The 24,476-nt window shown below is 53.4% G+C and carries 25 protein-coding genes; 11 read left to right on the top strand and 14 right to left on the bottom strand.

All coding sequences use genetic code 11. The annotated features are described in order from the left end of the window. Positions 1-86: 86 nt before the first annotated feature. A complete protein-coding gene (locus G549_RS0102985; protein ID WP_051213266.1) occupies positions 87-926 on the top strand; it encodes a transporter substrate-binding domain-containing protein in 840 nt (279 codons plus the stop codon). On the opposite strand, the gene G549_RS18795 is transcribed toward G549_RS0102985, so the two are convergent. After that, positions 895-1,758: a sterol desaturase family protein gene (locus G549_RS18795; RefSeq protein ID WP_051213264.1), complete on the bottom strand. Its 864-nt coding sequence runs from the start codon at positions 1,756-1,758 to the stop codon at positions 895-897. The two genes, G549_RS0102985 and G549_RS18795, sit on opposite strands and share 32 nt — an antisense overlap. Before the next feature lie 110 nt (positions 1,759-1,868). Beyond that, a complete protein-coding gene (locus G549_RS0102975; protein WP_036220895.1) occupies positions 1,869-2,276 on the bottom strand; it encodes a tellurite resistance TerB family protein in 408 nt (135 codons plus the stop codon). A gap of 223 nt (positions 2,277-2,499) precedes the next feature. Between G549_RS0102975 and G549_RS18790 the strand changes: the two genes are divergently transcribed. Continuing rightward, positions 2,500-4,110: a lysine--tRNA ligase gene (locus G549_RS18790; RefSeq protein WP_036220892.1), complete on the top strand. Its 1,611-nt coding sequence runs from the start codon at positions 2,500-2,502 to the stop codon at positions 4,108-4,110. Between the two features lie 82 nt (positions 4,111-4,192). Here G549_RS18790 and G549_RS0102965 read toward each other — a convergent pair whose 3' ends face one another. After that, the gene (locus tag G549_RS0102965; RefSeq protein WP_027833769.1) at positions 4,193-4,828 is read right to left on the bottom strand and encodes a S24 family peptidase; all 636 of its coding nucleotides are present in this window, start codon (positions 4,826-4,828) and stop codon (positions 4,193-4,195) included. Between the two features lie 170 nt (positions 4,829-4,998). Here G549_RS0102965 and G549_RS0102960 point away from each other — a divergent pair, with 170 nt between their 5' ends. Both G549_RS0102960 and G549_RS0102955 read left to right on the top strand, forming a co-directional pair. After that, positions 4,999-5,340 (top strand): DUF952 domain-containing protein, encoded by a 342-nt coding sequence (locus G549_RS0102960; protein WP_027833768.1) that lies wholly within the window; start codon positions 4,999-5,001, stop codon positions 5,338-5,340. After that, complete coding sequence (locus tag G549_RS0102955; protein ID WP_036220889.1) at positions 5,341-6,453, top strand: quinone-dependent dihydroorotate dehydrogenase; 1,113 nt, start codon at positions 5,341-5,343, stop codon at positions 6,451-6,453. On the opposite strand, the gene G549_RS18785 is transcribed toward G549_RS0102955, so the two are convergent. The 3 genes from G549_RS18785 to G549_RS18780 all read right to left on the bottom strand — a co-directional run bounded on the left by G549_RS18785 (position 6,450) and on the right by G549_RS18780 (position 8,999). After that, the gene (locus G549_RS18785; RefSeq protein WP_051213262.1) at positions 6,450-7,817 is read right to left on the bottom strand and encodes an MATE family efflux transporter; all 1,368 of its coding nucleotides are present in this window, start codon (positions 7,815-7,817) and stop codon (positions 6,450-6,452) included. The two genes, G549_RS0102955 and G549_RS18785, sit on opposite strands and share 4 nt — an antisense overlap. A 28-nt stretch (positions 7,818-7,845) precedes the next feature. After that, positions 7,846-8,619 (bottom strand): SDR family NAD(P)-dependent oxidoreductase, encoded by a 774-nt coding sequence (locus G549_RS0102945; RefSeq protein WP_027833766.1) that lies wholly within the window; start codon positions 8,617-8,619, stop codon positions 7,846-7,848. A 92-nt stretch (positions 8,620-8,711) separates the two neighbouring features. Then, entirely contained in the window at positions 8,712-8,999 is a 288-nt protein-coding gene (locus G549_RS18780) for a DUF6460 domain-containing protein (RefSeq protein WP_036220886.1), read from the bottom strand. Positions 9,000-9,133: 134 nt separating this feature from the next. Between G549_RS18780 and G549_RS0102935 the strand changes: the two genes are divergently transcribed. The 3 genes from G549_RS0102935 to pdeM are packed head-to-tail and all read left to right on the top strand — an operon-like array spanning position 9,134 to position 12,752. Beyond that, complete coding sequence (locus G549_RS0102935) at positions 9,134-11,605, top strand: ligase-associated DNA damage response DEXH box helicase (protein ID WP_036221219.1); 2,472 nt, start codon at positions 9,134-9,136, stop codon at positions 11,603-11,605. Next, positions 11,602-12,054 (top strand): GNAT family N-acetyltransferase, encoded by a 453-nt coding sequence (locus G549_RS18775; RefSeq protein WP_036220883.1) that lies wholly within the window; start codon positions 11,602-11,604, stop codon positions 12,052-12,054. The genes G549_RS0102935 and G549_RS18775 overlap by 4 nt, the downstream gene beginning before the upstream one ends. Beyond that, positions 12,051-12,752, top strand: a complete 702-nt coding sequence (pdeM, locus tag G549_RS18770) for a ligase-associated DNA damage response endonuclease PdeM (RefSeq protein ID WP_036220881.1) — start codon at positions 12,051-12,053, stop codon at positions 12,750-12,752. Before G549_RS18775 ends, pdeM begins: the two co-directional genes overlap by 4 nt. A gap of 3 nt (positions 12,753-12,755) precedes the next feature. Here the strand turns inward: pdeM and G549_RS0102920 are convergent, their stop codons facing one another. The 5 genes from G549_RS0102920 to G549_RS0102900 all read right to left on the bottom strand — a co-directional run bounded on the left by G549_RS0102920 (position 12,756) and on the right by G549_RS0102900 (position 19,295). Beyond that, positions 12,756-13,199: a GNAT family N-acetyltransferase gene (locus G549_RS0102920; RefSeq protein ID WP_051213261.1), complete on the bottom strand. Its 444-nt coding sequence runs from the start codon at positions 13,197-13,199 to the stop codon at positions 12,756-12,758. Beyond that, positions 13,196-13,654 (bottom strand): DUF3429 domain-containing protein, encoded by a 459-nt coding sequence (locus G549_RS21135; protein WP_051213259.1) that lies wholly within the window; start codon positions 13,652-13,654, stop codon positions 13,196-13,198. Before G549_RS21135 ends, G549_RS0102920 begins: the two co-directional genes overlap by 4 nt. A 1-nt stretch (position 13,655) precedes the next feature. Continuing rightward, entirely contained in the window at positions 13,656-14,414 is a 759-nt protein-coding gene (locus G549_RS0102910; RefSeq protein ID WP_027833763.1) for a TIGR02186 family protein, read from the bottom strand. Further along, positions 14,414-15,349 carry a sulfite exporter TauE/SafE family protein gene (locus G549_RS0102905; RefSeq protein WP_027833762.1) on the bottom strand — a complete coding sequence of 312 codons (936 nt, stop codon included), beginning with the start codon at positions 15,347-15,349 and terminating at the stop codon, positions 14,414-14,416. The genes G549_RS0102910 and G549_RS0102905 overlap by 1 nt, the downstream gene beginning before the upstream one ends. A gap of 139 nt (positions 15,350-15,488) precedes the next feature. Further along, on the bottom strand, positions 15,489-19,295 hold the full coding sequence (locus tag G549_RS0102900; protein WP_027833761.1) for an SEL1-like repeat protein: 3,807 nt from the start codon (positions 19,293-19,295) through the stop codon (positions 15,489-15,491). A 268-nt stretch (positions 19,296-19,563) separates the two neighbouring features. On the opposite strand from G549_RS0102900, the gene G549_RS18760 reads away from it, so the two are divergent. Continuing rightward, the gene (locus G549_RS18760; RefSeq protein WP_036220877.1) at positions 19,564-19,995 is read left to right on the top strand and encodes a MerR family transcriptional regulator; all 432 of its coding nucleotides are present in this window, start codon (positions 19,564-19,566) and stop codon (positions 19,993-19,995) included. Positions 19,996-20,107: 112 nt separating this feature from the next. Further along, complete coding sequence (locus G549_RS0102885) at positions 20,108-20,767, top strand: response regulator (protein ID WP_027833760.1); 660 nt, start codon at positions 20,108-20,110, stop codon at positions 20,765-20,767. Here G549_RS0102885 and G549_RS0102880 read toward each other — a convergent pair. Next, a complete protein-coding gene (locus tag G549_RS0102880; RefSeq protein ID WP_027833759.1) occupies positions 20,764-21,450 on the bottom strand; it encodes an ArsR/SmtB family transcription factor in 687 nt (228 codons plus the stop codon). The genes G549_RS0102885 and G549_RS0102880 overlap by 4 nt on opposite strands. 74 nt (positions 21,451-21,524) lie before the next feature. On the opposite strand from G549_RS0102880, the gene G549_RS0102875 reads away from it, so the two are divergent. Together G549_RS0102875 and G549_RS0102870 are read left to right on the top strand one after the other, a co-directional pair. Continuing rightward, positions 21,525-21,842 carry an NIPSNAP family protein gene (locus G549_RS0102875; protein WP_027833758.1) on the top strand — a complete coding sequence of 106 codons (318 nt, stop codon included), beginning with the start codon at positions 21,525-21,527 and terminating at the stop codon, positions 21,840-21,842. Continuing rightward, a complete protein-coding gene (locus tag G549_RS0102870; RefSeq protein WP_027833757.1) occupies positions 21,839-22,189 on the top strand; it encodes an antibiotic biosynthesis monooxygenase family protein in 351 nt (116 codons plus the stop codon). Before G549_RS0102875 ends, G549_RS0102870 begins: the two co-directional genes overlap by 4 nt. Here the strand turns inward: G549_RS0102870 and G549_RS0102865 are convergent. Next, entirely contained in the window at positions 22,168-22,530 is a 363-nt protein-coding gene (locus G549_RS0102865) for a DUF6713 family protein (protein WP_027833756.1), read from the bottom strand. The genes G549_RS0102870 and G549_RS0102865 overlap by 22 nt on opposite strands. Positions 22,531-22,542: 12 nt before the next feature. Beyond that, the gene (locus G549_RS18755) at positions 22,543-24,138 is read right to left on the bottom strand and encodes an ATP-binding response regulator (protein WP_051213257.1); all 1,596 of its coding nucleotides are present in this window, start codon (positions 24,136-24,138) and stop codon (positions 22,543-22,545) included. Positions 24,139-24,476 lie beyond the last annotated feature (338 nt).

Here is a 24,476-nt window from a genome sequence, read left to right as displayed (position 1 = left end):
CACATCTGCACTAATGTAAATCACTATAAAAAATCAAAAAAATAATGTTTACTGTGCCAAACCGCGCCCACTGAGTCAAAGAAACTATGGATAAGTATTTGAACCGTTTGGTAAAATCAGCCCTATCCACAACCGTGGGTTTTGTTTGTTTCGTTTTCGCCGGCCTCGCATTGGCGCAAAATTTGCCCAATCACGTGGATTTGGACGCCCATGAGGATGTATTCAACGCCAGCCAAGTTGGTGCAATTCGATTTTTGACCACTACTGACTTCCCGCCTTTAAATTTTCGAAATTCACAGGGCGAACTTGCAGGCTTTCACATTGAGCTGGCCGAAGCCATTTGCGTGGAATTAGACGTCAAATGCACCATGCAATCTTGGCCGTGGGAGCAATTGGTCACGGCGCTTAACAACAATCAGGGTGATGCAGTGATTGCGGCCATTGCGATCAATGCGGATAGTGTTGCGAAGATGGATTTTTCCCAAGCCTATCTGAAATTTCCCGCCCGCTTTGTGACACGGGCAGAGGGGCAATTGCCCTCAGGTGAGGTGATCAAAAACAAGGTGGCTGTGCGCGAAGGGTCTGCCCAAGCCAAATTTCTGGCCAAGCATTTCAAGGCACTTGATGCCGTCGCTTTTGACAATGAACAACAGGCGCTGGAAGCGGTGAAGTTCGCTGACGTGGATCGCGCCTTTGTCGACGGTATGCGGGCGTCATTTTGGCTGAATGAAAACCCCGAATGCTGCACCTTTGCAGATGGCCCCTATTTTTCAAATGAGGCGTTCGGTTCGGGTTTAACGATTGCGGTCAAACGCGGTAACGAAGCAACGCGGCGCGCGATTAACATTGGCCTGCGCCGCGTGCAGGAAAACGGCAAATTTACAGAACTCTACCTTAAGTGGTTTCCTGTGAATTTTTATCGCTAGGCGGCGCGTTTGAGGCAGGCATTTTCCGCTTGAAAAACGGCAACAATATCGACCACAAAAACGTCTCAGGCCCCGTATCCTGCGCGTCGGGTTGGCCAATGATCATTTTGTCATGCCCCAGTTCCGGTTCAACACTGTAAACGCGAAATAACCGATCCCAAATGCTCAACGCAAAGCCATAATTGGTGTCATGCTCTTGCCGCTCGATGGAATGGTGAATGCGGTGCATGTCTGGGGTGACAATAAACCAACGCAACATATGATCGAGCTTTGGCGGGATCTTGAAATTGGCATGATTGAATAGGGCAGACCCGTTCACAACCGCTTCAAAAATCACCACCAAAACGGCACCCGCGCCCAGCAACAGCACCGCAGCGGATTTGATAAAAATAGATAGGATGATTTCAAGAGGGTGGAACCGCACAGCCGAACTGGCATCCAAGTCCTGATCCGTATGGTGCACGCGGTGAATACGCCACAGGATTGGTATTTTGTGGGTGATGACATGTTGACCCCAGATCACAAAATCCAGCACCAGAAATGCAATCAACCACTCAACCCAAAGCGGCCAATCGAGCCAATAGAACAGGCCGATCTGATATTGTTGCGCGAACAAGGCGGTGATCACAGCGGTCACGGGCACCAACAGCACGACGAGTGTCACCGCAAGATAATCTGAAAACAAAATCCCGAAATTGGTGGCCCACCGGCGCAGACGTGTATGCCGCCGTTTGCGCCGTGGCCAAACGGCCTCAAGCACAATCATCAGCAACAAAATCCCGGCAAATGTGCCAAAGCGCCATGCGCCTTCATTAAATCCAAGTTCAGGCATTTGTTTTCCTTTCGCACCCGCTATCTACCACGCCGACAAAAGCCAGCAAAAGTCAAATGGCGGTCAACACTGCGTGAGCGTGTTTGAAGCGGTACGAAAAACCTATCGCCTTAGACCACGCGGTGCCGGGCCCGGGCAGCCATCTCAATGGCAGAGCTGGTCAGCCGATCAAGGCCAAACTTCATACGCAGCAAATCAAGCACGCGGCTTTCTTCTGGCCGAATCTGCAGATCGGCCGCAGCAATTTCGACCGCCAAGGCATAAGCGGTGTCGTTTAGATGCGAGGGCAGATCAGCCGTGATATCATTGATCACGCTTTGAAGGTCGCTATCATTGTCCAACATATTAGCGCAATCTGCGGCCACAAGCGGCAAACTGTCTTCGGAGAAGTCGTTAAAAACAGGAAGTTGCCGCACGACCGAGCCAATGCGCTTGAGCTCTGAATCGTCCATCTTGCGGTCAGCTGCCGATGTGACAACCATAATATAAATCAATGCTTCTTGCGGTGACAGCGACATAATAACCCTCTTTGCTTGCCCCAAAACCTAACTAAGAGTTAGGCGGCACGCGCACCAATTACAAGCGTTTGCACGTGCCTTTACCCATTTTCAAAAAATTCGATACTATTGACGCCACCTGCGCAACGTGCGAAATGCCGCAGGCACGGGCTTTCGCGCATTACGAATATGTGGTGCGCGCCCCACATTAAAACAGAGTATTTTTCCGGAAAGGGACGCCAAAATGGCAAACACCCCCACACTTTTTGATGCAGACTTTTTTGACGCGGCACAAAATGCCCGCGCATGGCCTTTTGAAGAGGCGAAAAAGGTGCTCAAACGTGTGGAAAAAACCGGCAAGAAAGAAGCGATTTTTGAAACGGGCTATGGCCCGTCAGGCCTGCCGCACATCGGGACCTTTGGCGAAGTTGTGCGCACATCCATGGTGCGCCACGCCTTCCGGCTTTTGACCAATGATAAGATCCCAACAAAAATCATCTGCTTTTCTGACGACATGGATGGGCTGCGCAAAGTGCCGACCAACGTGCCGAACCAAGAGCGCATGGCCGAATATTTGGGCAAGCCATTGACCAAAGTGCCGGACCCATTTTCCGATGAGTATGAAAGCTTTGCGCACCACAACAATGCGCGCTTGCGTAAGTTCTTGGATGATTTTGGCTTCGAATATGAATTTGCCAGTGCCACGGATTATTATACTTCCGGTCGCTTGGATAAGGCGCTTTTGCGCATGCTCGAGGTCTATGACGATGTAATGAAAGTCATTTTGCCAACTTTGGGTGAAGAGCGGCAGAAAACCTATTCGCCGTTTTTGCCCATTTGTCCGCGCACAGGCATTGTGTTGCAAGTGCCCATGATCGCGCGCGACGTGGAAAATGGCACCGTGACCTATGTCGATCCAGAAACCAACGAAGAAGTGGTCGTGCCCGTGACAGGCGGTGCCGTGAAATGCCAATGGAAAGCCGATTGGGCGCTGCGTTGGTATGCATTGGGCGTGGACTATGAAATGTCCGGCAAAGACTTGATCGATAGCGTCAAACTCTCTTCGCGCATCGTGCGCGCCATGGGCGGCACGCCGCCAGAGAGCTTGAGCTATGAATTGTTCTTGGACGATCAGGGCCAGAAAATCTCCAAATCGAAAGGCAATGGCCTATCGATTGAAGATTGGCTGACCTATGCATCAGACGAGAGCTTGGCACTATTCATGTATCAAAAGCCAAAAACAGCGAAAAAGCTGCATTTTGACGTGATCCCGAAGGCGGTGGATGAATATTACACCTTCTGCACAAAAGCTGAGACGCAGTCACCCGCTGAAGTGTTGGAAAACCCTGCCGTGCATATCCATGCAGGCATGCCGCCGAAGCACGACATGCCGTTGACCTTTGCATTGTTGCTGAATTTGGTTTCTGCCGCCAATGCATCAGACGCATCAGTGCTGTGGGGCTTCATCACCCGTTATGCGCCAGAGGCGACACCGGCAACGCATCCCGAGTTGGACCGGATGGTGGGCTATGCCATTCGCTATTTCGATGACTTCGTGAAGCCAACCAAACAGTTCCGCGCGCCAACTGACCAAGAGCGGGCGGCAATGGAAAAATTGGCTGCGCGTTTGGACGAAGTTGAAGATCAAAGCGATGCGGAAGCCATTCAAACACTGGTGTTTGAAATCGGCAAAGAGTTCGAATTTGAACCGCTGCGCAACTGGTTCAAAGCGCTTTACCAAGTGCTGTTGGGGCAGGATCAAGGTCCACGCTTCGGCTCGTTCATCGCACTTTATGGCGTCAATGAAACCAAGCAGTTGATCGCTGACGCCTTGGCGGGCAAATTCGCGTCCTAGTATAAATGGGGATCACCCCTATGCTAACCCCTCTCCATTTTGGGGAGGGGGATGCCTTTTATCGCTCAACGGTCAGGGGAAACTACTGACTCGCCCACAAAATACGGGCGATCCAATCCAAATCTATCGTCTTGATGATGCGCGGTTCATGTTCGGGATTGATTGAGTGCAGCTCCACCTGATTGGCGGTTTGCCGATGCAAGATTTTCGCCATCACTTCCCCATCCTGCGTGCGCACCACCACGCGGTCACCGCGGCGTACCTGCTCTGTGGGGGATACAATAATCACGTCACCATCGCGGTATAGCGGCAACATGCTGTCGCCGCTCACCTCCAACGCATAAGCGTTTGCATCCGGGCCAACAGGGAAATGCACCTCATCCCACCCTTGGCCAACGGGAAAGCCGCCACTGTCAAAAAATCCACCAGCGCCTGCCTGCGCAAAGCCTAACAGCGGAATAGGGTGTTCATGAATATCAGGCTGGGTGTAGACGCCGCCGCCGATTAGAAAGCCATCCATATCTTCGTTGGTGGCATCAAGAATCTTGGCCAAGCTCTCCGTGGAGGGCCACCGCTCGCGGCCATCTTTGCTGGTGCGCTTCGATGGGTTGAAACTGGTCGGATCCAGCCCCGCCAGGCGTGCGAGCGCGGACACTGAGAGCCCCTTGCGCTCTGCCAAAGCGTCAATCGCATTCCAAATATTGCGGTGAGAAATCATGGTTGGACCCTGTCGTTTACAGGAATAGTTTCGCAAAAGCGGATTAAAATCCTATATCTTGGTAACTATTCTTGGTAAATTTGTAAAGCAAAAACGATTTAGCGAGCTTGCACTTTCTGTCTGAAAGGACTAAGCCTTTGTTGAATTAAACAATTTAGCGTTTAACACTCATGATCATTTATAAAGTCTGCCCAAATGCTGACTATCAGGCGGCAAAAGCCGAGGGCCACTACTATGGCATGCCGATTGATCGTGATGATGGCTATATGCATTTCTCCACTGCTGCGCAATTGCGGGAAACCTTGGAAAAACATTTTTCAGGGCAGGCAGAGCTTGTGCTCCTTTATGTTGATGCAGAGCGGGTGGAGAACCATTTGAAGTGGGAGCCTTCACGGGGCGGGGATCTGTTTCCTCATCTCTATTCCGACCTGAATATGGCGCATGTGATCAAAGCGCATGACCTTGAAACAGATGAGAACGGTCAGTTTATCCTGCCCGATGACATACGATAAATGAAATCCTACATTTCCAAATTTCTGAATAACCCGCTGGTTCAAAATCTAACGCGGGACGCTTTGCTGAAGATGGACCCTGAACAGGCGCATCGCACAACGATCAGTGCGTTGAAGCTTGGTGCCGTGCCAGAGCAAGAGGATGTAGATCCGGCTTGTTTAACCACCAGCATCGCCGGGCTTGAGCTTAAAAACCCTGTGGGCATGGCCGCCGGGTTTGATAAAAATGCCGAAGTGCCAAACCAGCTGATGCAGATTGGCTTTGGCTTTGTGGAAGTGGGCACCATTACCCCACGTGCGCAGGAAGGAAACCCCAAGCCGCGTCTGTTCCGCTTGCCCGAGCATATGGGCGTGATCAACCGCATGGGCTTTAACAATGAAGGCCATGAAGCTGCATTTGAACGCCTGACCCGTAACAAGCAGCCAGGCACCACCATAGGCATTAATGTGGGTGCGAACAAAGATAGCGAAGATTTTGTCGCTGACTATGTGGAAGGCGTGAAGCGCTTTGCCCCAATCGCCGATTATCTGACCGCCAATATTTCGTCACCCAACACGCCGGGCTTGCGCAACTTGCAGAGCAAGGAGGCGCTAAAGCGGCTTTTGACCGAAGTGCTGGCCGAACGCAGCCGGGCATCGGTGCGGGTACCTGTCTTTTTGAAGCTTGCCCCGGATTTGAACGAAACGGAGATGGACGAAATCTCCGCCGTCATCGAAACGCTTGATCTGGACGGTTTGATCATATCCAACACCACCATCCGCCGTGATCTGGTGGAAGGGGCGGAAAATGCTGAAGAAGCAGGGGGGCTAAGCGGCCGTCCGCTGTTCAATTTCTCTACCCAACGTTTGGCCCAAATGCGCCAACGTGTGGGCAAAGACATGCCGATCATCGGCGTGGGCGGCATTTATTCTGCGGAATCCGCTTTGGCCAAAATCGAAGCCGGTGCCGATGCTGTGCAACTATATTCCGCGCTCGTGTTTGGCGGCATGGAATTGATGACCAGCATCAAAAAGGGTTTGGTGAGCGAAATGATGCGCCACTCTTATAAGAGCGTGTCGGAAATCTCAGGCAATAAAACCGACGATTGGGCCAGCGGCAAGCTGGAGATTTAGCCCGCCGCAGCGTTTTCTAGCGTGCCTTCTTCAAAGAGTGAGGGCACGCGGCGCAGCAACAACCACAAAAAGATCGCGCTGCGGGCAATAAAGAAGCCATGCAACGCCAACCACAATCCATAGATGCTAAACAACGGCACAGCGATGGCCCAGATGGCCAGAAACGCGATGGCCGATAAAAACATGCCATTGCGCATGTCCGATCCCATGGCCGCGCCGGCAAACACTCCATCCAACACAAAGGCCAACACGCCAAAGACAGGCGCGAGCGCCGCCAACCACAAAAAGTCGCGAGCCGTTTGGCGCACCACGTCGCTCGTGGTCATAAAATCAATGATCATCGGCCCCGTCAGGATAAAAATCACCGAAAGACAGCCCGAAAGAATGAAGCCCCAAAGGGAGGACAGTTTGATCGCGCTGAAAAAGGCAGGCTTCCATCGCGCGCCAATGGCCTTACCGCATAATTGTTCTGAGGCCGCGGCTAGTCCGTCCAAAAAGAACGATGCGATCATCAAAAAATGCAGCAAAATGCCGTTGGTGGCGAGGATAACATCGCCCGCTTGCGCCCCTTCGCGAGCGAAGAAGGAAAAGACGGCATTGATCAAAACCGAGCGCAGCAAAATATTGCTGCTGAGCGAAAGCATCTTTTTAATTTCGGCTTTGTCGAACAAATTGGCTTCGTGCAATCGCCGCGCCAATTGGGAAAAGCCACCAAGCGCTTGCACAGCGCCAAACAAACCGATCACCATGAAGATGCCTGTGGCGATCACAGTGCCCCAGGCCACGCCGGCAATGCCCATATCGAACTCGAATACGAGCACATAGGACAGGATAATATTGGTCAGGTTCAACCCGGCCTGCAGCATTAAGGCGGTGATGGATTGGCCGCGGCCCAAAAACCAACCGGCCAGCACAAAGTTCATCAAGGCGAAAGGCGCAGCCAAAAGCCGGATATAGAAATATTGGTCGAAGGCGGCGTTGACCGCATCGCTGGCGCCGTAAACGACTTTGGCAAAATTTGCCAACGGTCCACCCAGCAAAATGATCAGCAGCCCGGCAAACAAACCAATGGCCAAGCCGCGCGCCAATTGTGCGGTTTGCTTGGCCTGATCTCGTGCGCCAAACGCCTGCGCGGTCAGTCCTGTAACCGACATGCGCAGGAAGTAGAAAAAGGCGAACATGAAGTCGAACACCAGCCCGCCCAACAACAGGCCGCCCAACAGATCAACTTCGCCCAACCGCCCCACAATGGTTGTGTCGGCAATGCCGAGCAACGGCTCGGTGACAAAGGCAAGCGCAGTCGGCAGGGCGATGTACCACACATCCTTGTGCCGCACGTCAAAGGGGTAAGTCTTCGCTGTCATCAAGGTGGACCTTAAAGGGGGCGTGCGATTAGCCGCGCGTGATGGTGGGCGCGCTTGGTGTTTGCGCAACGGGCATCACTTCCACACAATTAATGTTCACATGGGCAGGGCGAGTGGCCAAAAACCAAACGATCTCGGCAATATCCTGCGGCACCAGCGGCAACACATCTTCATATAGCTTTTCGTTGGCTTCTTCGCTGCCCGTGCGCACCAATGTAAATTCAGACTTGGCCATGCCGGGCTCAAGGCTGGTGACGCGAATATCACCGCCCGCCAAATCAGCACGTAGATTATAAGAAAACTGCCGGGTGAAGGCTTTGGTGGCGCCATAAACATTGCCACCCGGATAGGCGAACCGCGCCGCAATAGACCCCACATTGACGATGCTTGCGCCTTTGCCTGCCCGCTTCAAATGCGGCAGCAAATTCAGCGTGACATCCAGAACGCCCATAATGTTGGTGTCGACCATGGTGCGCCATTGCTCGCGCGACACATTTGGCACTGGATCAACCCCAAGCGCCAACCCGCCATTATTGAACAGGCAATCGATGGTGCTGTGGCTCTCGGGCAGGGCATCAATGGCGGCTTTGATGGAGGATTCGTCGGTCAAATCCATTGGCACAACGTGAATTTGTCCCTCTGGGAACTCGGCTTGCAGTTCCTTCAAACGCTCTTCACGCCGGCCCGTGCCCACGACTTTCCAACCATTTTGCGCAAACATGCGTGCGGTTGCCGCGCCAAAGCCTGACGTTGCGCCGGTGATAAAGATGGTTTTAGCAGCAGAAAAATCTTGGTGCGCCATGATAAACGACTCCAGAAAAGTGGTGGGACCACTTTTCTAGCAGGCTTGGAAAATGGCTGTAAAGCCACGAAACTCGAATATCGCGTCGGGTCTTATTTAAATGATTTCAGGATGCGAATAAGAATCCAAAGGGGGAAAACCACGGCGGCGCCATAAGCAAACCAAACGGCCACAGTGCCAATGGTGGAGCCGAAATCTGAAAAGATCGAGCCAACCCAACGGCCAAACCCGCCAAAGATATCGCCCGGGGTTAGCCCGGATTGATACATGATAAAGCCGACCAAAAGTGATGCGAGGACCAGTTTGAAAAACTGTTTGCCGTTGGATTCGCCGCGACCTTTTCGGTCGTCAACGTCATAGGTGCGGTCATCTTCTCTCATTTTAGCCTCTTTATCGAATTTAAGCTGGCGTGATGGCGTCTCATTTGTGAAATATAAGCACGATGACGAAAACAACAAGAAATCATTCTGATTCTTTTCAGCCCAGCCCTGATTTGTTCTCGCAAAGCTGGGGCATGCCCGCGGTGGTGCGGGACTGGTTTTTAGCGCGTCATTGGACACCCAGACCCCACCAGTTGGATATGCTTGAGGCGGACCGGGCAGGCAAATCCGCGTTGCTGATTGCGCCAACGGGCGCGGGCAAAACCCTTTCTGGTTTTTTGCCCAGCATATGCGAATTGGCCAACACCCCGCATGAAGGGCTGCACACGCTCTATATCTCACCACTCAAAGCCTTGGCCGTGGATGTGGCGCGCAACCTGGTCAACCCGATTGAAGAAATGGGCTTGGACGTGCGGGTGGAAACCCGCACGGGCGATACGCCTTCATCACGGCGTCAACGGCAACGGTTTGACCCGCCTTCTATTTTGATGACCACACCTGAGCAATTGGCGCTGATGCTGTCGCATGCCGAAGCGCCCAAACTGTTTGGCACGCTGCGGCGCGTGGTGCTGGATGAGTTGCATGCCTTGGCCCTGTCTAAACGCGGCGACTTGCTGTCGCTGGGACTGGCAAGGCTGGGCACTATGTGTCCGGACTTAAAGGTTTCGGCCCTGTCGGCCACCGTGGCGCACCCGGAAATCTTGCGCGATTGGATCGCTGCGCCGTGCCCGGCGCGCGACGTGGCCATGGTCAGCCAAACGGGCGGCGCAAGCCCTGAACTCTCGATTCTGGCCAGCGATGATCGCGTGCCATGGGCGGGGCATTCGGCACAATATGCGGTGCCGGAATTGCTCGACATTATTCAGCAAAATGGCACCAGCCTGCTGTTTGTGAACACAAGATCGCAGGCGGAAATGCTGTTTCAATCGCTTTGGGAGTTGAACGAAGACTCGCTGCCTATCGCCTTGCACCATGGCTCGCTCGATGTCGAACAGCGCCGCAAAGTGGAAGCGGCGATGGTTGCGGGTAAATTGCGGGCAGTGGTGTGTACTTCCACCCTTGATCTCGGCATCGACTGGGGCGACGTTGATCTGGTGATGCAAATCGGTGCGCCCAAAGGCTCGTCCCGTCTGCTCCAGCGGATCGGCCGTGCCAACCACCGTTTGGATGAACCGTCGCGCGCTATTCTGGTGCCCGCCAACCGCTTTGAAGTGCTGGAATGTGAAGCCGCCGTGGACGCCGCGGAAGAGGGTGCGCAAGATAGCGAAGATCCGCAGCCGGGCGGCTTGGATGTGCTGGCGCAACATGTTTTAGGCATGGCGTGCAGTGCGCCATTGGACGCTGACGCGCAGTTTGACGAAACCATCCGCGCCTGGCCCTATCGCGACCTCACCCGCGAATTGTTTGATCGGGTGCTCGAGTTTGTGGCGACGGGCGGATATGCCCTCAAGGCCTACGAGCGCTATGCGCGGCTGCGCAAAACCGCGGACGGCACCTGGCGGATTTCGCACCCCAAAATCGCGCAGCAATATCGTTTGAATGTCGGCACGATTGTCGAAGAGCCAATGTTGAAAGTGCGGCTGGTGCGCTCCAAAGCCCACAAACGCGGCGCCACTACCGGGCCAATCGGCCGCGGCGGGCGCATGTTGGGTGAAATGGAGGAATATTTCCTCAGCCAGCTTATGCCTGGCGATACATTTCTGTTTGGCGGCGAAATCGTGGCCTTTGAGGCCATTCGCGACAATGAAGCCTATGTTTCGCGCTCCTATCACAACAATCCCAAAATCCCGTCCTATATGGGTGGCAAGTTTCCACTGTCGACCTACTTGGCTGAGCGGGTGCGCGGTACGCTGGCAGACCCCACAAGCTGGAAAAAACTGCCCGACCAGGTGCGCGAATGGCTGAGCCTGCAGCGCGATGTTTCAAAACTGCCAGGCAAGGAAAGCCTGCTGGTGGAGACCTTTCCCAAAGCCGATAAATATTTCATCGTTTGCTACCCTTTTGAAGGGCGACTGGCGCACCAGACCTTAGGCATGTTGCTCACGCGGCGATTGGAGCGTGATCGGGCGAAACCGCTGGGCTTCGTCGCTTCGGAATATGCGCTGGCCATTTGGTGCGCGCTCGATGTGGGGCAAATGTTCAAATCCGGTCGGCTAAGCCTTGATGAGCTTTTCTCCGAAGATATGTTGGGCGACGATTTGGAAGATTGGCTGGATGAATCCAGCCTGATGCGGCGCACTTTCCGCAACTGCGCCATCATTTCCGGGCTGATAGAACGCCGCCATCCGGGCAAGGAAAAGACCGGACGGCAAATGACCATGTCGTCTGATCTGATTTACAATGTGCTTTATGAGCACGAACCAGACCATATTTTGATGCAGGCCACGCGGCGCGATGCCGCGCGCGGTCTGCTGGATATTGAACGGCTGGGCCATTGTTTAAAGCGGATCAAACGGCATATTATACATCAAAACTTGGACCGAATCTCTCCATTGGCCGTGCCCGTGATGCTGGAAATTGGCAAAGAACCGATCTTTGGCGAAGGGCGCGAAAGCGTGTTGGTGGAGGCCGCGGAAGAATTGATGCGTGAGGCAGCAGGCGAATGAGCAAATTTGAAATTCGTGAAATGCGACCAGATGAGGAAGATGCATGGGCGCAAATGCGGGCTGACCTATTTCGGATCACCTTTGCGGAGGCGAAAGAAGAAACAGCCGAATTCATGGCTGGCGACCATCTGACCCTCAAAATTGTATTTATCGGCGTGGTCGACGGCGAGGTTGCGGCTTTTCTGGAAATCAGCGAACGAACTTATGCCGATGGCTGCTATGATGGCCCCGTCGCCTATATGGAAGGCTGGTTTGTGGGCGAAAAGGCACGTGGAATGGGTGTGGGCCAGGCGTTGGTGGATGCCGCTATCGCTTGGGCCAAGTCAAAGAACTATCCGCATTTAGCATCTGACGCCGAATTGTCGAACCTGGACGGGCACAAAGCTCATGAAGCCGTTGGCTTTGAAGAAGTGGACCGCGTTGTGCAATACCGGATGGCGCTGAAATGAGCGTAGCGCAGGCCCAACCCCAATCGCCGCTTGAGCTTATATTTGCCGCACAAACCTTTGTGCCGCTGCTTTCCGGGGCGCTGTTTTGGCCTGCGCAAAATGCGCTTTTGGTGGCGGATCTGCATCTTGAAAAAATGTCGTCTTTTGCCAAGTCACGCCAGTTCTTTCCACCTTATGACACCAAAGCCACCTTGGCGAAATTGGAACGCGATCTGAGCGAAACGGGTGCCACGCGCGTGTTTTCATTGGGGGATAGTTTTCATCGGGATGAAGGCACCACCACGCTGCAAATCCATGATCGGGCGTTGATTGCTGAATTTGTGGCGCACTATGACTGGGTTTGGATTGCGGGCAATCACGACCCCAGCGCCCATGATCTGGGTGGACATTGCTGCGATGAATTGTCGATGGATGGGCTGATGCTCTCCCATGAGCCCGATGCCAACATCGCGCAGCAAATTGCGGGGCATCTGCACCCCGGCGCCCGTATCCGCATCAATGGGCGCTCCACCAAACGGCCTTGCTTTGTGTTCGATCATGATCGCCTGATCATGCCGTCCTATGGCGTCTCAACGGGCAATCTCAATGTGCTGAAACCTGCCTTTCGGCCTGTCATGAACAAAGAAAATATGCGTGTTTTCGCCATTGGACGTGATCAGATCTATCCGGTGGCCACCAAATATCTGGTGAATGGCTAAAGCCTAGAACCGCTTGTGATACCCGGTTTTGTCCTGCACCAGGCCAACCTCTTCATAAAAATCAAGTGTGCCTTCTGTTTTGCTGCCCGTGAGCAGCATGACCTTATAGCAGCCCGCTTGCTGCGCCCGGTCCATGGCGTTGAGCATAACCCGCTTGCCAAACCCCATGCGGCGATATTGTTTGTGGGTGACCACATTCTCGATCAACGCCATGGGGCGATTGCCGCGGGTGAGATTGGGCAGAATAAACAGGGTGCAACTGGACACGATGATGCCGTCCAGTTCTGCCACAATGATCATCCGGTTTGGATCAGCCAGCAGGGCATCCAAATCCTGTTCAAATTGATGATCGCTTACGGCAGGGTCGTCAGGGTTGAGATGGGTGTAAATATCTTTGAGCGCGATGGCATCGCGCACGGTCGCCAATCTGACCTCGCAGCCCATCATAGGTTGACGAGGAAGCGAGCGATCAAAATCAACAACAGCGTGGCGCATACCAGCCAGGTCATCACGAGGCGTAAACGCGCATAGGCTGGCGGCACGCGACCGCGTATGCCTGACCACACATCCCAAAGGCCGTGTATGCCAAAGCCTGCAATCAATATGATCAAACCAATGGTGAGTGGCAGCAAGAGGGTGATAAACCCGGCGACTGAGCCAAATATGCCCACAATATAGGTGAGGTCGCTGCCGGCACCGCCTTGCAGCCGAATGCCCCAGCGCACGCCGCCCAAGAAGGACAGGATCAACGCGCCATAGCCCAATAGGGCCCGCTCAAAAATAATCGGATCAACCGGCGAAAGGCCGGGAAATAGAACCAGCACAAAACCTGTAGCGAATGGCACCCATCCCGCCAAAGCGGCTAAAGAAACAGTGCGCGACCAGAAAATGGGAAGAGACATATTATCTCCTAAATACAACCCCGGACAGCCAACCTGTGAATATGGCTAGGATGACGCAAACCACGCCATAAAGCAAAGAATAATCTTTGGCAGAATTCGCAACAAACCGTTCAAAGCCCACGGTGCGCACCATGAAGCGTTGCGGCGCATTGTCGATCAACTTGCCATCCTGAAACACATAAGTGTTGGCCAAATAGCTGCCATTGGGCACGTGCGCCGGCAGGGCGATCCGGGCGGAGAAAAACGTATCTGACAGGAATTGCACGCCATGCTCATCTAACGAATACAGCCCGCGTTTTTTCATCAACCGGATCAGCTCTTGCGCAAACATGTCCGTATTTTGCGTGCGGCGCACGGGTCGAATATGGGGTGTGCTGTCAAATGCAAGCCCTGAAACACTGAGAACCTGCGGTTCGGCGATCTTGTCCATAGGCGCGCTCGACACGAGCGAAAAGTAAGATGGGAAACCTTCAAAGGCTTCCTGTTCACCGTTCAGCCAAATGCCGAATTGCCGGGTCTTCTTGCGCGCCACATAGGTGCCCGCGGGTCCCTTGATGGAAATCACGACATTATAATTGTTGGTGACTTGATCCGGATTGCGCCCCAATTCAGGTTCAATCGTGCCGAAAATGGTGATCGTGTCGCCTGCAAAGTTGGAGCTGATGGAGACCACCGGTTCGGATGTGGACATCACCAGCCGTTGTGCCGAGGCCGTGCCCGTGGCAAACAGCAAGAGCAGAACTGCCAATAAATACCGCATCAACCGCCCCCCAGATTTGTGAGGATAGCGACGGAGAACGGATCGCTTGGGGTGAGCAAAAGCGAAAGTGCGAACCGCACCGCAACCGCCAGAACGATGATCGCCAAGAGTGCCCGCAACTGGTCGCCGCGCAAATATTGGCCCGCGGAGACGCCAAATTGGGCACCAATCACCGAGCCGGTCATCAAGGTGAAGGCCAGCACAATATCTACGGTTTGAGAGTTGATGGCATGCAAAATGGTTGTTGCGGCCATAATGGCCAAAACCTGCAATAGCGACGTGCCGATCACGATAGAGCCGGGAACCCGCAACAAATAGATCAAGGCAGGCACCAGAATAAACCCGCCGCCAATACCAAGCAATGACCCTAAAAAGCCGATGCTGGCGCCAATCAAAATAACGGGAAAAATCGAAACATAGAGATTGGACCGTTTGAAGCGCACCCGCATGGGTAGGCCGTGAATCCAATTGTGTTTGCCGGGCAATTTTGTTGGGGGAGCATTGCCTTGCTGCCGATGCTTGATGATCGAACGCGCAGCCTCAATCAGCATCAATGTGCCGATTGACCCCAAAAACACCAGATATCCCAAAGAGATAACAAGGTCCAATTGACCGGCGCTGCGCAATTGACCAAAGGTCCACACGCCCAAAAAGGCACCACACACACCCGAAACAATCAAAAATAGCGCAAGCTTGAGATCAATGCCGCCACGTCGCCAGTAAGAGAGAGCACCTGATGTGGAGGCCGCCACAACTTGCCCTGTGACCGAGGCAACAGCAACCGGGGCCGGGATGCCAGAAAAAATCAGCATCGGGGTGAGCAAAAAGCCACCACCAACGCCAAATAGGCCCGATAAAAAACCCACAGCGCCCCCAAGGCCAACCAGCATAAACAGGTTGAGCGAGAGTTCAGCTATGGGCAAATAGAGCTGCACGTGACCGCGATCCTAAAAAATTCGACGCCCGCGAGGGCCATTAACTAAGCCCGGTGTAGGCCGCACCGTCACAGGCTGTCAATTGATATGAACCAAGATTTGGTTCGAATTTTCTAATCGCAGGTCGATTTGCGCAAAATTATAGCGGCTGACTGCTCAAAATGGCCATCAGACGGGGGTTAATTTCTCCAACTTCGTTCATGCCCAGTGCCCGCTCAAAGCTGCGGATTGCGTCTTGGGTTTTCGGGCCCATCACGCCGTCTGGTTGGCCAACGGTGAAGCCAAGTTTTGCCAAGGCTGTCTGTACGCCAAGAACCACTTCTTTTTTGTCAATTGAAGGACCGGGGTTAAACTCAGGGTCCCATGTGCCGATCGGCGCGTAATTTGCCCCCAGGGCAATTTCTTCTGGCTGCCAGTTCGCAATTTGATTTTTCAAATTCTGCATTTCTGTCGCGTCGATTGAGCGCGCCACATCATCACGTGCGCCAGTTGCGTCTTGGTCTCCCTGCATGGCCGCAAGCGCAAACCAGAAATAGGACTGACCTAAATCCTGCTCAACCCCAAGGCCGCGGGCAAACAACATGCCCAGATTAAACTGGCTGTCGACAACGCCTTGATCCGCAGCGCGTTGGAACCACACGCTGGCTTTTTTAAAGTCTTGTTGTTCTTCATCGGCAGAAGCAAATAGAGCTGCCAAATTGTGCATGGCCATGCGGTTGCCGTTTTCGGCCGCCCGCTTATACCATTCTTTGGCCTGGTCGATATCCTGCTTGACCCCGATTCCATGCTCAAATGCTGCGGCCAAACGATATTGCGCCGGCGCATATCCTGCAGCGGCGGCTTGTTCAAACCACATTGATGCGGCCTGGGAGTCTTTTGGTACAGCCTGACCCTCCATCAAAATCGCGCCCATCTCGAATTGCGCCCGCACATCGCCGCCAGCCGCGGCAATGCGCAAACCTTCTGGGCCAATGTCAGTCGCCATTTCTTCGAGTGAAGATTTTGTGGGTTCAGGCGAAATAGATGCTGTTGTCAAACCCTGATCTACAGCGTCTGACTGGGGTGCCACCAGCCCAACATCTTGATCTGCCAAGGCATTCTGGTCGGTCAGCGGCGAAAGTTGGCCAACTTCAACCGTGGGTGTCTGTGACATGTCGATTTGCCGTGGATTTGGCAAATCATCAAGTGCAGAGGTGTCCGCTTCAGCCGGTGCTGTAACGGCGGGCGCATCGCCTGCGTTTTGAGCGCCATCTTCAGCGGCATTCTGATTGATCAGATTTACAGTCATCGCAATAATGGCGATGATGGAGGCGCCCAACAGGATCGGCTGCCGATGACGGCTTAAGAAGCTCTCTTTGACCTCGTCTTCATCATTTTCAGCAGTCGGGTCATAGGCGTCGCGGTGATCTGGATGCCCGTCGAGTGAAATCTTGTGCTCATCATCAAATGCGCTTTTGGGACGTTCGACCTGCTCAACCTCTGGAGCTTCGTCCTTTTGCTTGTTGCTGAACGGCATCATGAAGCGCTTGCGGCGCTGCTCGGCGGCAACTTCCATCTCAGCGACATCGCCTTCAAGGTCTGCACTTGCGGCATGGAGATGATTTTCACCTGCGTCGAGGCGCTCAGCCTTTGGCGTATTTTCTGCTGATGCATCACCCGCTGTTTGGTCTGACGTTTCGTCTTTGCCTGCCTTGATGCGAGCGAATGCGCGACCCAGCAAGCTGGTGGTTTGTTCAGGCGTATCGTTTTTCGCAACGGCCGCACTGCGTGCCGCGGCAATAAAGCTCTGGCGCGCATGATGTACAGTTTCGTCTTGCGCTTGTCCCGGCCGCGGCGCCTCGAATTCGTCGCGCGCAGGTGCGGGGGCAGCTTCATCTACACTCGGGGCTGGCGCGGCCGCCAACGCAGCGCTAGATGGCGCCTCAAGATCGCTGAGCGAGCGGGGGCCGTCCCCAAAGCCTGCCTCTTCGGCTTCGAAAGAAGAGCGCGGCTGTGGCACTTCTTCTTGGTCAGGAGAGGCAGCTATGTCCATTTCAGGCGTTGCAAAATCGGGTGCTTCAGGTGTGGCAGGCATTTCCGAAGCGGCTTCAGGCTCTGCAGCTGCTAACTCATGAGATGCCGAGCTATCGGCCTCCAGATCAGAAAAGCCCAGGCCAATAGATGGTGTCGTTGCATCTTCCGCCTCATCATCAAAGCCAAGTGCTTCTTCGAATGATGGCGCTTCGTTGCTGGCCAGATCTTCGGTGGGCATTGCCACGGTCGATGGCGGTGATTCCGCCCGGCGCTCGTCATTTTTATCATTTTCCCAGGCGGCGAAATGATCGTTTGGGGCACCAGGTGGTGTCGTTTGCGGCGCATAGGGAGCGGCCATCGCCGGTGCAGGTGTCGCCTCGAGGCGCGCATCAAGCATTTCTAATTGCGTGCTCAACCGCGATTCAATGGCCTTTAGTCCGGCCAAATCAAGTGCCGGGGCTTCAAATGTCGATGGTTGCTCGCTGGCGTGGCGCAATGTTTGGATCGCATCAACGATGCGATCTTCCATACCTTTGAGGCTTTGGAAAAGATTGTCCTGCGGCGCCGCGCGATCATTTTGCACTTGATCAATGGATTCAATTGCGGCGTTCAGCCGATCTTCCATTGCAGTAAGCGCGCCCAAAACATCTTCATTGTTCTGCGCAGATGAACCGCCGCCCGCACCAACAGCATCAAGGCTGGAAATGGCATCGTTCAAACGCTGTTCGATGGCGTGCAGCTCGCTCAAGTCTGGTTGGTCGCCGTCTGTTGAACCGTGCGCCAAATTTTCTTGAAGACCCTCCAGGCGGGCTTCGATGTTGTCAAAGCGCGGCTCAAATGCGCCTGTCACCTCAGACCGTACGCCTTGCATTTCGCGGCGAATATGGTCGGACACGCGCGTGGAATGCTGATCGTCCAACGTTGAGATGCGATCGCCAATGTCCTGCAATTGGGCGTAAATCTCGGGCAGTTTGTGCGCCATAGATTCTTCTTGCAGATGGCCAACCGCGCTGGCGATGCCTGCCACCGAACGGGCAATGGTGTCCAGTTCTTTGGAAGGCGCTGTGGCGGTGCGCTCTAGCGCGTCCAACCGTTCATAAAGATTATGGATGCCATTTTCCAAACCATCCAAATTCAAATCGGGTGTTTGGCTGGCTTCGCGAAACTCTTCGAGCTGCGCCATCTGCTTGATTTGGATTTCTGCCAACCGCTCGGTTGATTTCATCAATTGATCAAGCCGCTGGCCCATATCATCCAACGCCGGATCGCTATGGCGACCCATCATTTCACCAAGGTCACTGATGCGACGCTCAATTTGTGCGAAATTGGCGCTGAACTGTTCAGGGTTTTTTTGCAGGTTCTGAGTGGCTAGGTCGCGCACGCTGCGATGCAACCCTTCCATACCCTGCATGATTTCGCGCACATAGGCGGGTGGTTCGTTAGAGGTTGAGGGCTGCGGCGCCCGGCCAGTCATTGAAGGCGCATTGTCCTGCCGCGGTGCGTCTGGGCGAATTTGGCCCTGCCGTGCACGGATTTGTGCCACAGCACGATCCAGACGTGACCCAACAGGGTCATTTTCATCCTGCCGCATGGAAGTCCGTGGCGAATGCTGCTTGCGCCCCATCCGCGCAACTGCGGATTGAACCTGACGTAGGGCGTCCTGCCGCCGTGTATCAAATCCCTGATCCTGTTCAGCAGGCGTTTCGTGCTGCTGCATAAAATGCTGCGCACCATTATCCGTGCCATATCTGCGCACAGGCTCTTGATATTCGCGGGTATCATTGTGCTGCTGATGTTCGAACTCGGCGATTTGCCCATGTACCTGATCCAGCAATCCTTCCAACTCACCTTTAAGGGCATCCCACTCATTCGTCCCAGTGGGGGTGGATGAGTAGGTGGGTTGTTTTTGCGTAGGGAACCGACGGTTTGGCATCTTCTATCCATATCGCGTGCAGGCAAATCAACACGCATGTTTGAGTTCTCGAACGGCCTTACCTTTTAACATCCTTGGTAAAGAAGCTGTTAATTTGTGCCAAATTTGGCCGCAAATTGGGAAAATTCACTGATTTTTGGTAGATTTTTCTGGCTTTTGGCCACAGACACAACAAGTGTTTGTTAAGACTTTACCGTCATGCCATAAAGGAAAATACATCCAAACTTGGCAAGATTTGACGCTAGGATTTGAAGTAATAGGCCCAAAAATGTCGACCACATCGCGCGAAGAACACTCCAACACGCAAAACCTCGCCGGTTATGTTTATACCATCGGCGATCTGGCAGATTTTTTTGGCATCACCCATCGGGCCCTGCGCTTTTATGAAGATAAGGGCATGCTCAAACCGAAGCGGATGGGCCAAAAACGGCTATACTCAAAAAAAGACCGAACCAAACTGCGCCTCATCCTGAACGGCAAGCAGATCGGCATGACCATCCGCGAGATTCAAGACTTTTTGGAAAGCTATGAATTGCGCGATGGCAATGAACGGCAAATGCGAGAGGCGTTGACGAAAATTAGATCGCAACGATTATTGCTCAAGCAGCGCCGTGAATCGATTGAAATGAGCTTGGCGGAGTTGGAGCGCGTAGAGCAAATCATCGCCGGCATGGTCGATGCCGGACTGAGCGATGATTAGATGTTGTGGTTGGCGTTTAATAACAGTTCAATGACACAGCAGCTAAAAGGCGACTTGTTTGCGGCTAAAATGTCGGCTAAACCAAATTAATCGGGACCAACCGGACAAGTAAATGGCACAAACGCGCATCATAATCGCTGACGATCACCCGCTCTTTCGCGCGGCGTTGCGGCAAACCATTGAAACCCATTTTGGCGATGCCCAAATTGACGAAGCTGGCGATATTGAATCGCTCACCAGCCTTTTAGATAAGGATCGCGATTGCGATTTGGTGCTTTTGGATTTGGCGATGCCTGGCGTGCGCGGCTTCTCTGGCCTGCTGCTGGTGAGGGCGCAATATCCAGACATTCCGATTATGATTGTTTCGGCCAGTGATGATCAGCAAACTATGTCCCGTTCTATTGATTTAGGCGCTTCCGGCTTTTTGCCTAAATCTACCAACGCGGACGCCATTCAATCTTCCATGAAAACGGTTTTGGATGGCGGTATATGGGTGCCAGACGGCTTTACCTTTGATGATGCGCAAGCCGAAATTGCTGAATACACCAAGCGACTATCGACCCTGACGCCGCAACAAGTGCGCGTGCTTATGATGCTCTCAGACGGGTTGATGAACAAGCAAATCGCCTATGAGTTGAGTGTTTCCGAAGCCACCGTGAAGGCACACGTCTCCGCGATTTTGCAAAAGCTCAATGTCGACAGCCGCACTCAAGCCGTGATCGTTGCTTCCAAGCTCGAGCAAGGGCAAATCGAGGCGGTTGCAGGAGCTTAGCTTTTGCTGCCCAACAGGGCCAAAAAGCTTTGCGCACCTTGCTGACTAAAAGTCACCACCCGAGAATTTGGTTCGCGCTTTGCCCATTTGCGCGCGTAAACTTGGTCGAGCAGGGCTTTGCCCAGTGCGCCCGCCAGGTGATTTTTGCGCGCACTCCAGTCTAGGCATTGGCGGCACAAAGCACGACGCTCTGATCGAAGCGCATCGAGATCGATGCCAAATTGGCTCAGAAAATGCGCGCCAGATTCTGTCACATCCAATGTTTCGCCGTTTTCCAGCAAATACCCATTCATGATCATCGCATCATAGAGTTGGATGCCCATGTCGCCCGCCAAATGGTCGTAGCACATGCGTGCATGGCGAAGGGCGGGGTCACGCGGGCCGGTGCGTGTGCGCAAATGTCCCTTCGTCGCGGCCAAATGCATCAGGCTTTCAAGCACCTTGGCGACATTGTCGTCACGTAGCGAATAATAACGGTGGCGCCCCTGTTTGCGCACGCGCAGCAAACCACCCTCGACCAGCTTCGCCAAATGGCTGCTCGTTGTTTGCAACGTCACGCCCGCTTCTTGCGCCAATTCGGTGGCGGTCAACGCCTTGCCGCTCATCAGCGCCGACAAAATATTTGAACGCGCCGGGTCGCCAATCAATTGGCCAATTCTTGATATGTCGGGTCCATCTTTCATAGTTCGACCATAGCCGAAGCATTAATGCTGTTCAATCATGTAGGAGTGCGAAACCAACGTGAAGGAGAGCGACAATGATTACCTGTTTTATTCAGTACCAAATCGACCCCACCAAAAAAGCACAATTTGAGCAATATGCGCGCAATTGGGGGCAGGCAATTCCCCGCTGCGGTGCAGATTTGATTGGGTATTTCTCCCCGCACGAAGGGTCTTCCACACTTGCCTATGGCGTCTATTCCATCGAAAGTTTGGCTGCCTACGAGCAATATCGCGCGCGCCTTGCGGCTGATCCTTTGGGGCAAGAGAACTATCAGTTCGCAAAACAGGAAAGGTTCATTCTGAAAGAAAACCGGACCTTTTTGAAATTGGCATCGGAGAACTTTCCAAAATGATTGCTGTGATCTTTGAAGTGCAACCTAAAGCAGGGCAGGGCGACCGTTATTTCGAGATTGCAGCGGAACTGAAATCTGAACTCGTTAAAATTGACGGCTTTATCGGCGTCGAACGATTTGAGAGTGTAAGCGAAAAAGGCAAGTTTCTATCCCTTTCCTTCTTTCGGGACGAGGCGGCGGCCGCAAATTGGAGAACCCACATGAACCATCGCAAAGCGCAAGCCGAAGGCCGCGAAACCGTGTTTGTGCACTATCGCATTCGTGTTGCTGAAGTGATCCGCGATTACAGCATGACGGATCGGGCGCAAGCGCCCCTCAGCAATGCTCAGAACGTTATGGCCAAATAAAGCGCGCCAAACACCCCCGGCGCCCAGATCAGAAATTTGGAGAGTGGATTGTTAAACCGATATTCTTTGTGATTTCGATAGAGCCAATGGGCGCCGATATGCGCAATGGCGAAGAGGGCGAACCAGAACTTCGCTGCGGTCATGACAGCCGGGGTGCTGAGAAAAAACAGCCAATTCAATAGGATGAAGAGTGGTACATGCAGGGCGGTAAAAACCTGAAAGCCAAGCTGGTCGGGCAGCAAATTGGTGCCGGGAAAAATGCGCCATTCCTTCTGCTTGATGGCATCCAATTCGTGACCAATGATCAGGGCATAACAGGTCAGAAAAATCCAATTTGCCATGCAATTTTCTTTCTAAGTCAGGCGCGACATCAGCGCCCGCAAGGCCGCGGGTTTGAGGGGCTTGGGCAACAGTGAAACATTGCGTTCTTCGGCCAATGTTTGCACTTGCGCGCTCCGGTCTGCGGTGATCAACACGGCAGGCAAATGTCCGCCCACATTCTGGCGCAACCATTGAATGGCATCAAGGCCCGAGGATTGATCAAGGTGATAATCCATCAAAACAATCTCAGGAACCCAGCCCTCCAGAATGTCATTTTGTGAGATCTCTTTCAGTGATCGCGCGACGCGCACATCACAGCCCCAGCCCTTCAGCAGGTCTTGCATGGCGTTCAAAATGTCTTGTTCATTGTCAACACAAAGAACCTGCTTGCCCACCAGGGAACTGGCCGGTTGCGCTGCCGCATTGCTTGGTGACGAAGCTGGAAGGGCTTCAGCCGAGGGCGGTAAATAGATCGAAAAACGCGATCCGCGCCCGGGCACACTGTCGACCTCAACATCCAGTTTTAGGGCTTGGCCAAAGCGCTGCACAATCGACAAGCCCAGCCCCAAACCTTGGGCAATGCGCGCGCCCGGCTCGAGCCGAGAAAACTCAGTAAAAATGAGCGAGTGCTGGTCTTTATCGATGCCGATGCCATTGTCGATGACGTCCAATCGGATGCGATTGCCGCGCTTGCGACATCCCACCAGCACCGCGCCACCTTCGGGGGTGTATTTGATCGCGTTTGACACTAAGTTTTGTAGAACGCGGGCGACCATGCGCCGGTCGGTGCTGACCGATGCGTCGGCGCCCACCAAGCGCAGCTTGATGTTTTTTGCCGCGGCAGCCGGTTCAAACTCAACCTTCACTTTCTTGAGCAACTCGCGAAGTGAGAAAATGGAAATTGCAGGTTTGATCGCGCCGCTATCCACGCGTGAAATATCAAGCAAGGCGGACATGATGTCCTCCACCGCCACCAATGAATCATCAACATTGGCCGCGAGTCGGGCCAAGTCGGTGCCGTGTGCGCGCTCAACCATGGTCGAGGTGTATAGTCGTGCCGCATTGAGCGGCTGCAACAAATCGTGGCTGGCGGCTGCCAGAAAACGCGTTTTGTCCAAATTGGCCGCATCTGCTTTTGCGCGCGCCCGTTCCAGCTCATTGTTCAAATGGGTGAGCGCTTTGGTGCGTTCCTGCACGCGCTTTTCCAACGATTGGTTGACCTGCGCCAGCGCCCGCTCGGCGGAAACCCGCGCCGAAATGTCATTATAGCTGATCACCAGACCATCATTGGGCAAACGATTGGTGCGGACCTCCAAAAACTGGCCATTTGGCCCCGAACGCTCCAGCAATCCGGATGTGTTCTGCTCAATCTCATCGAGACGGCTTTGGGTAAGCGTATCTATGTCGCCTTCGCCAAAGTCCCCCCGGGCTGCCAAATGCCGTACTATGTCCGCCAGCGCCGTGCCAGCTTCACACAGGGCTGGTGGTAAATCCAAGATGGTTTGAAATTGATCATTGGAGACGTCAATGCAGCGATCCTGATTAAAAACAGCGATACCTTGGCCCAAATGCTCCACCGCCAAGCGCAATGCTGTTTCATCACATTGGTGATTCTCGCGATCTGACATACCCACTCCAATAAATGCTCTTTCAATCTATAGCCAAATCAAACACCGGGGCAAAGCCTCAACCAAAATAGGGACTTATTCAAAGGTCTAAAGGGCACTTGCACACAACCAATGGTTGTGCTAGATGAATAGGAAAATAAACCTATTAACAGGAACAGAAGGCGTATTCGTAAAATTACCTATGAATAAATACCTAGGTAGTTGGCCAAACTGGTCAAGCCATTTAGGGGCAGCATAATTACGCATATGTCGATGTTCCATATTTTAAAGCATTGAATTTATACTTAAATTGAAATTGGAGTGCCACATGAACGTGCCCATCCTAACTCCACCCAAAC

The sequence above is a fragment of the Maritalea myrionectae DSM 19524 genome, from assembly GCF_000423365.1.
Taxonomy (GTDB): Bacteria; Pseudomonadota; Alphaproteobacteria; order Rhizobiales; family Devosiaceae; genus Maritalea; species Maritalea myrionectae.
This window is presented reverse-complemented; position numbering and strand designations above follow the sequence as displayed.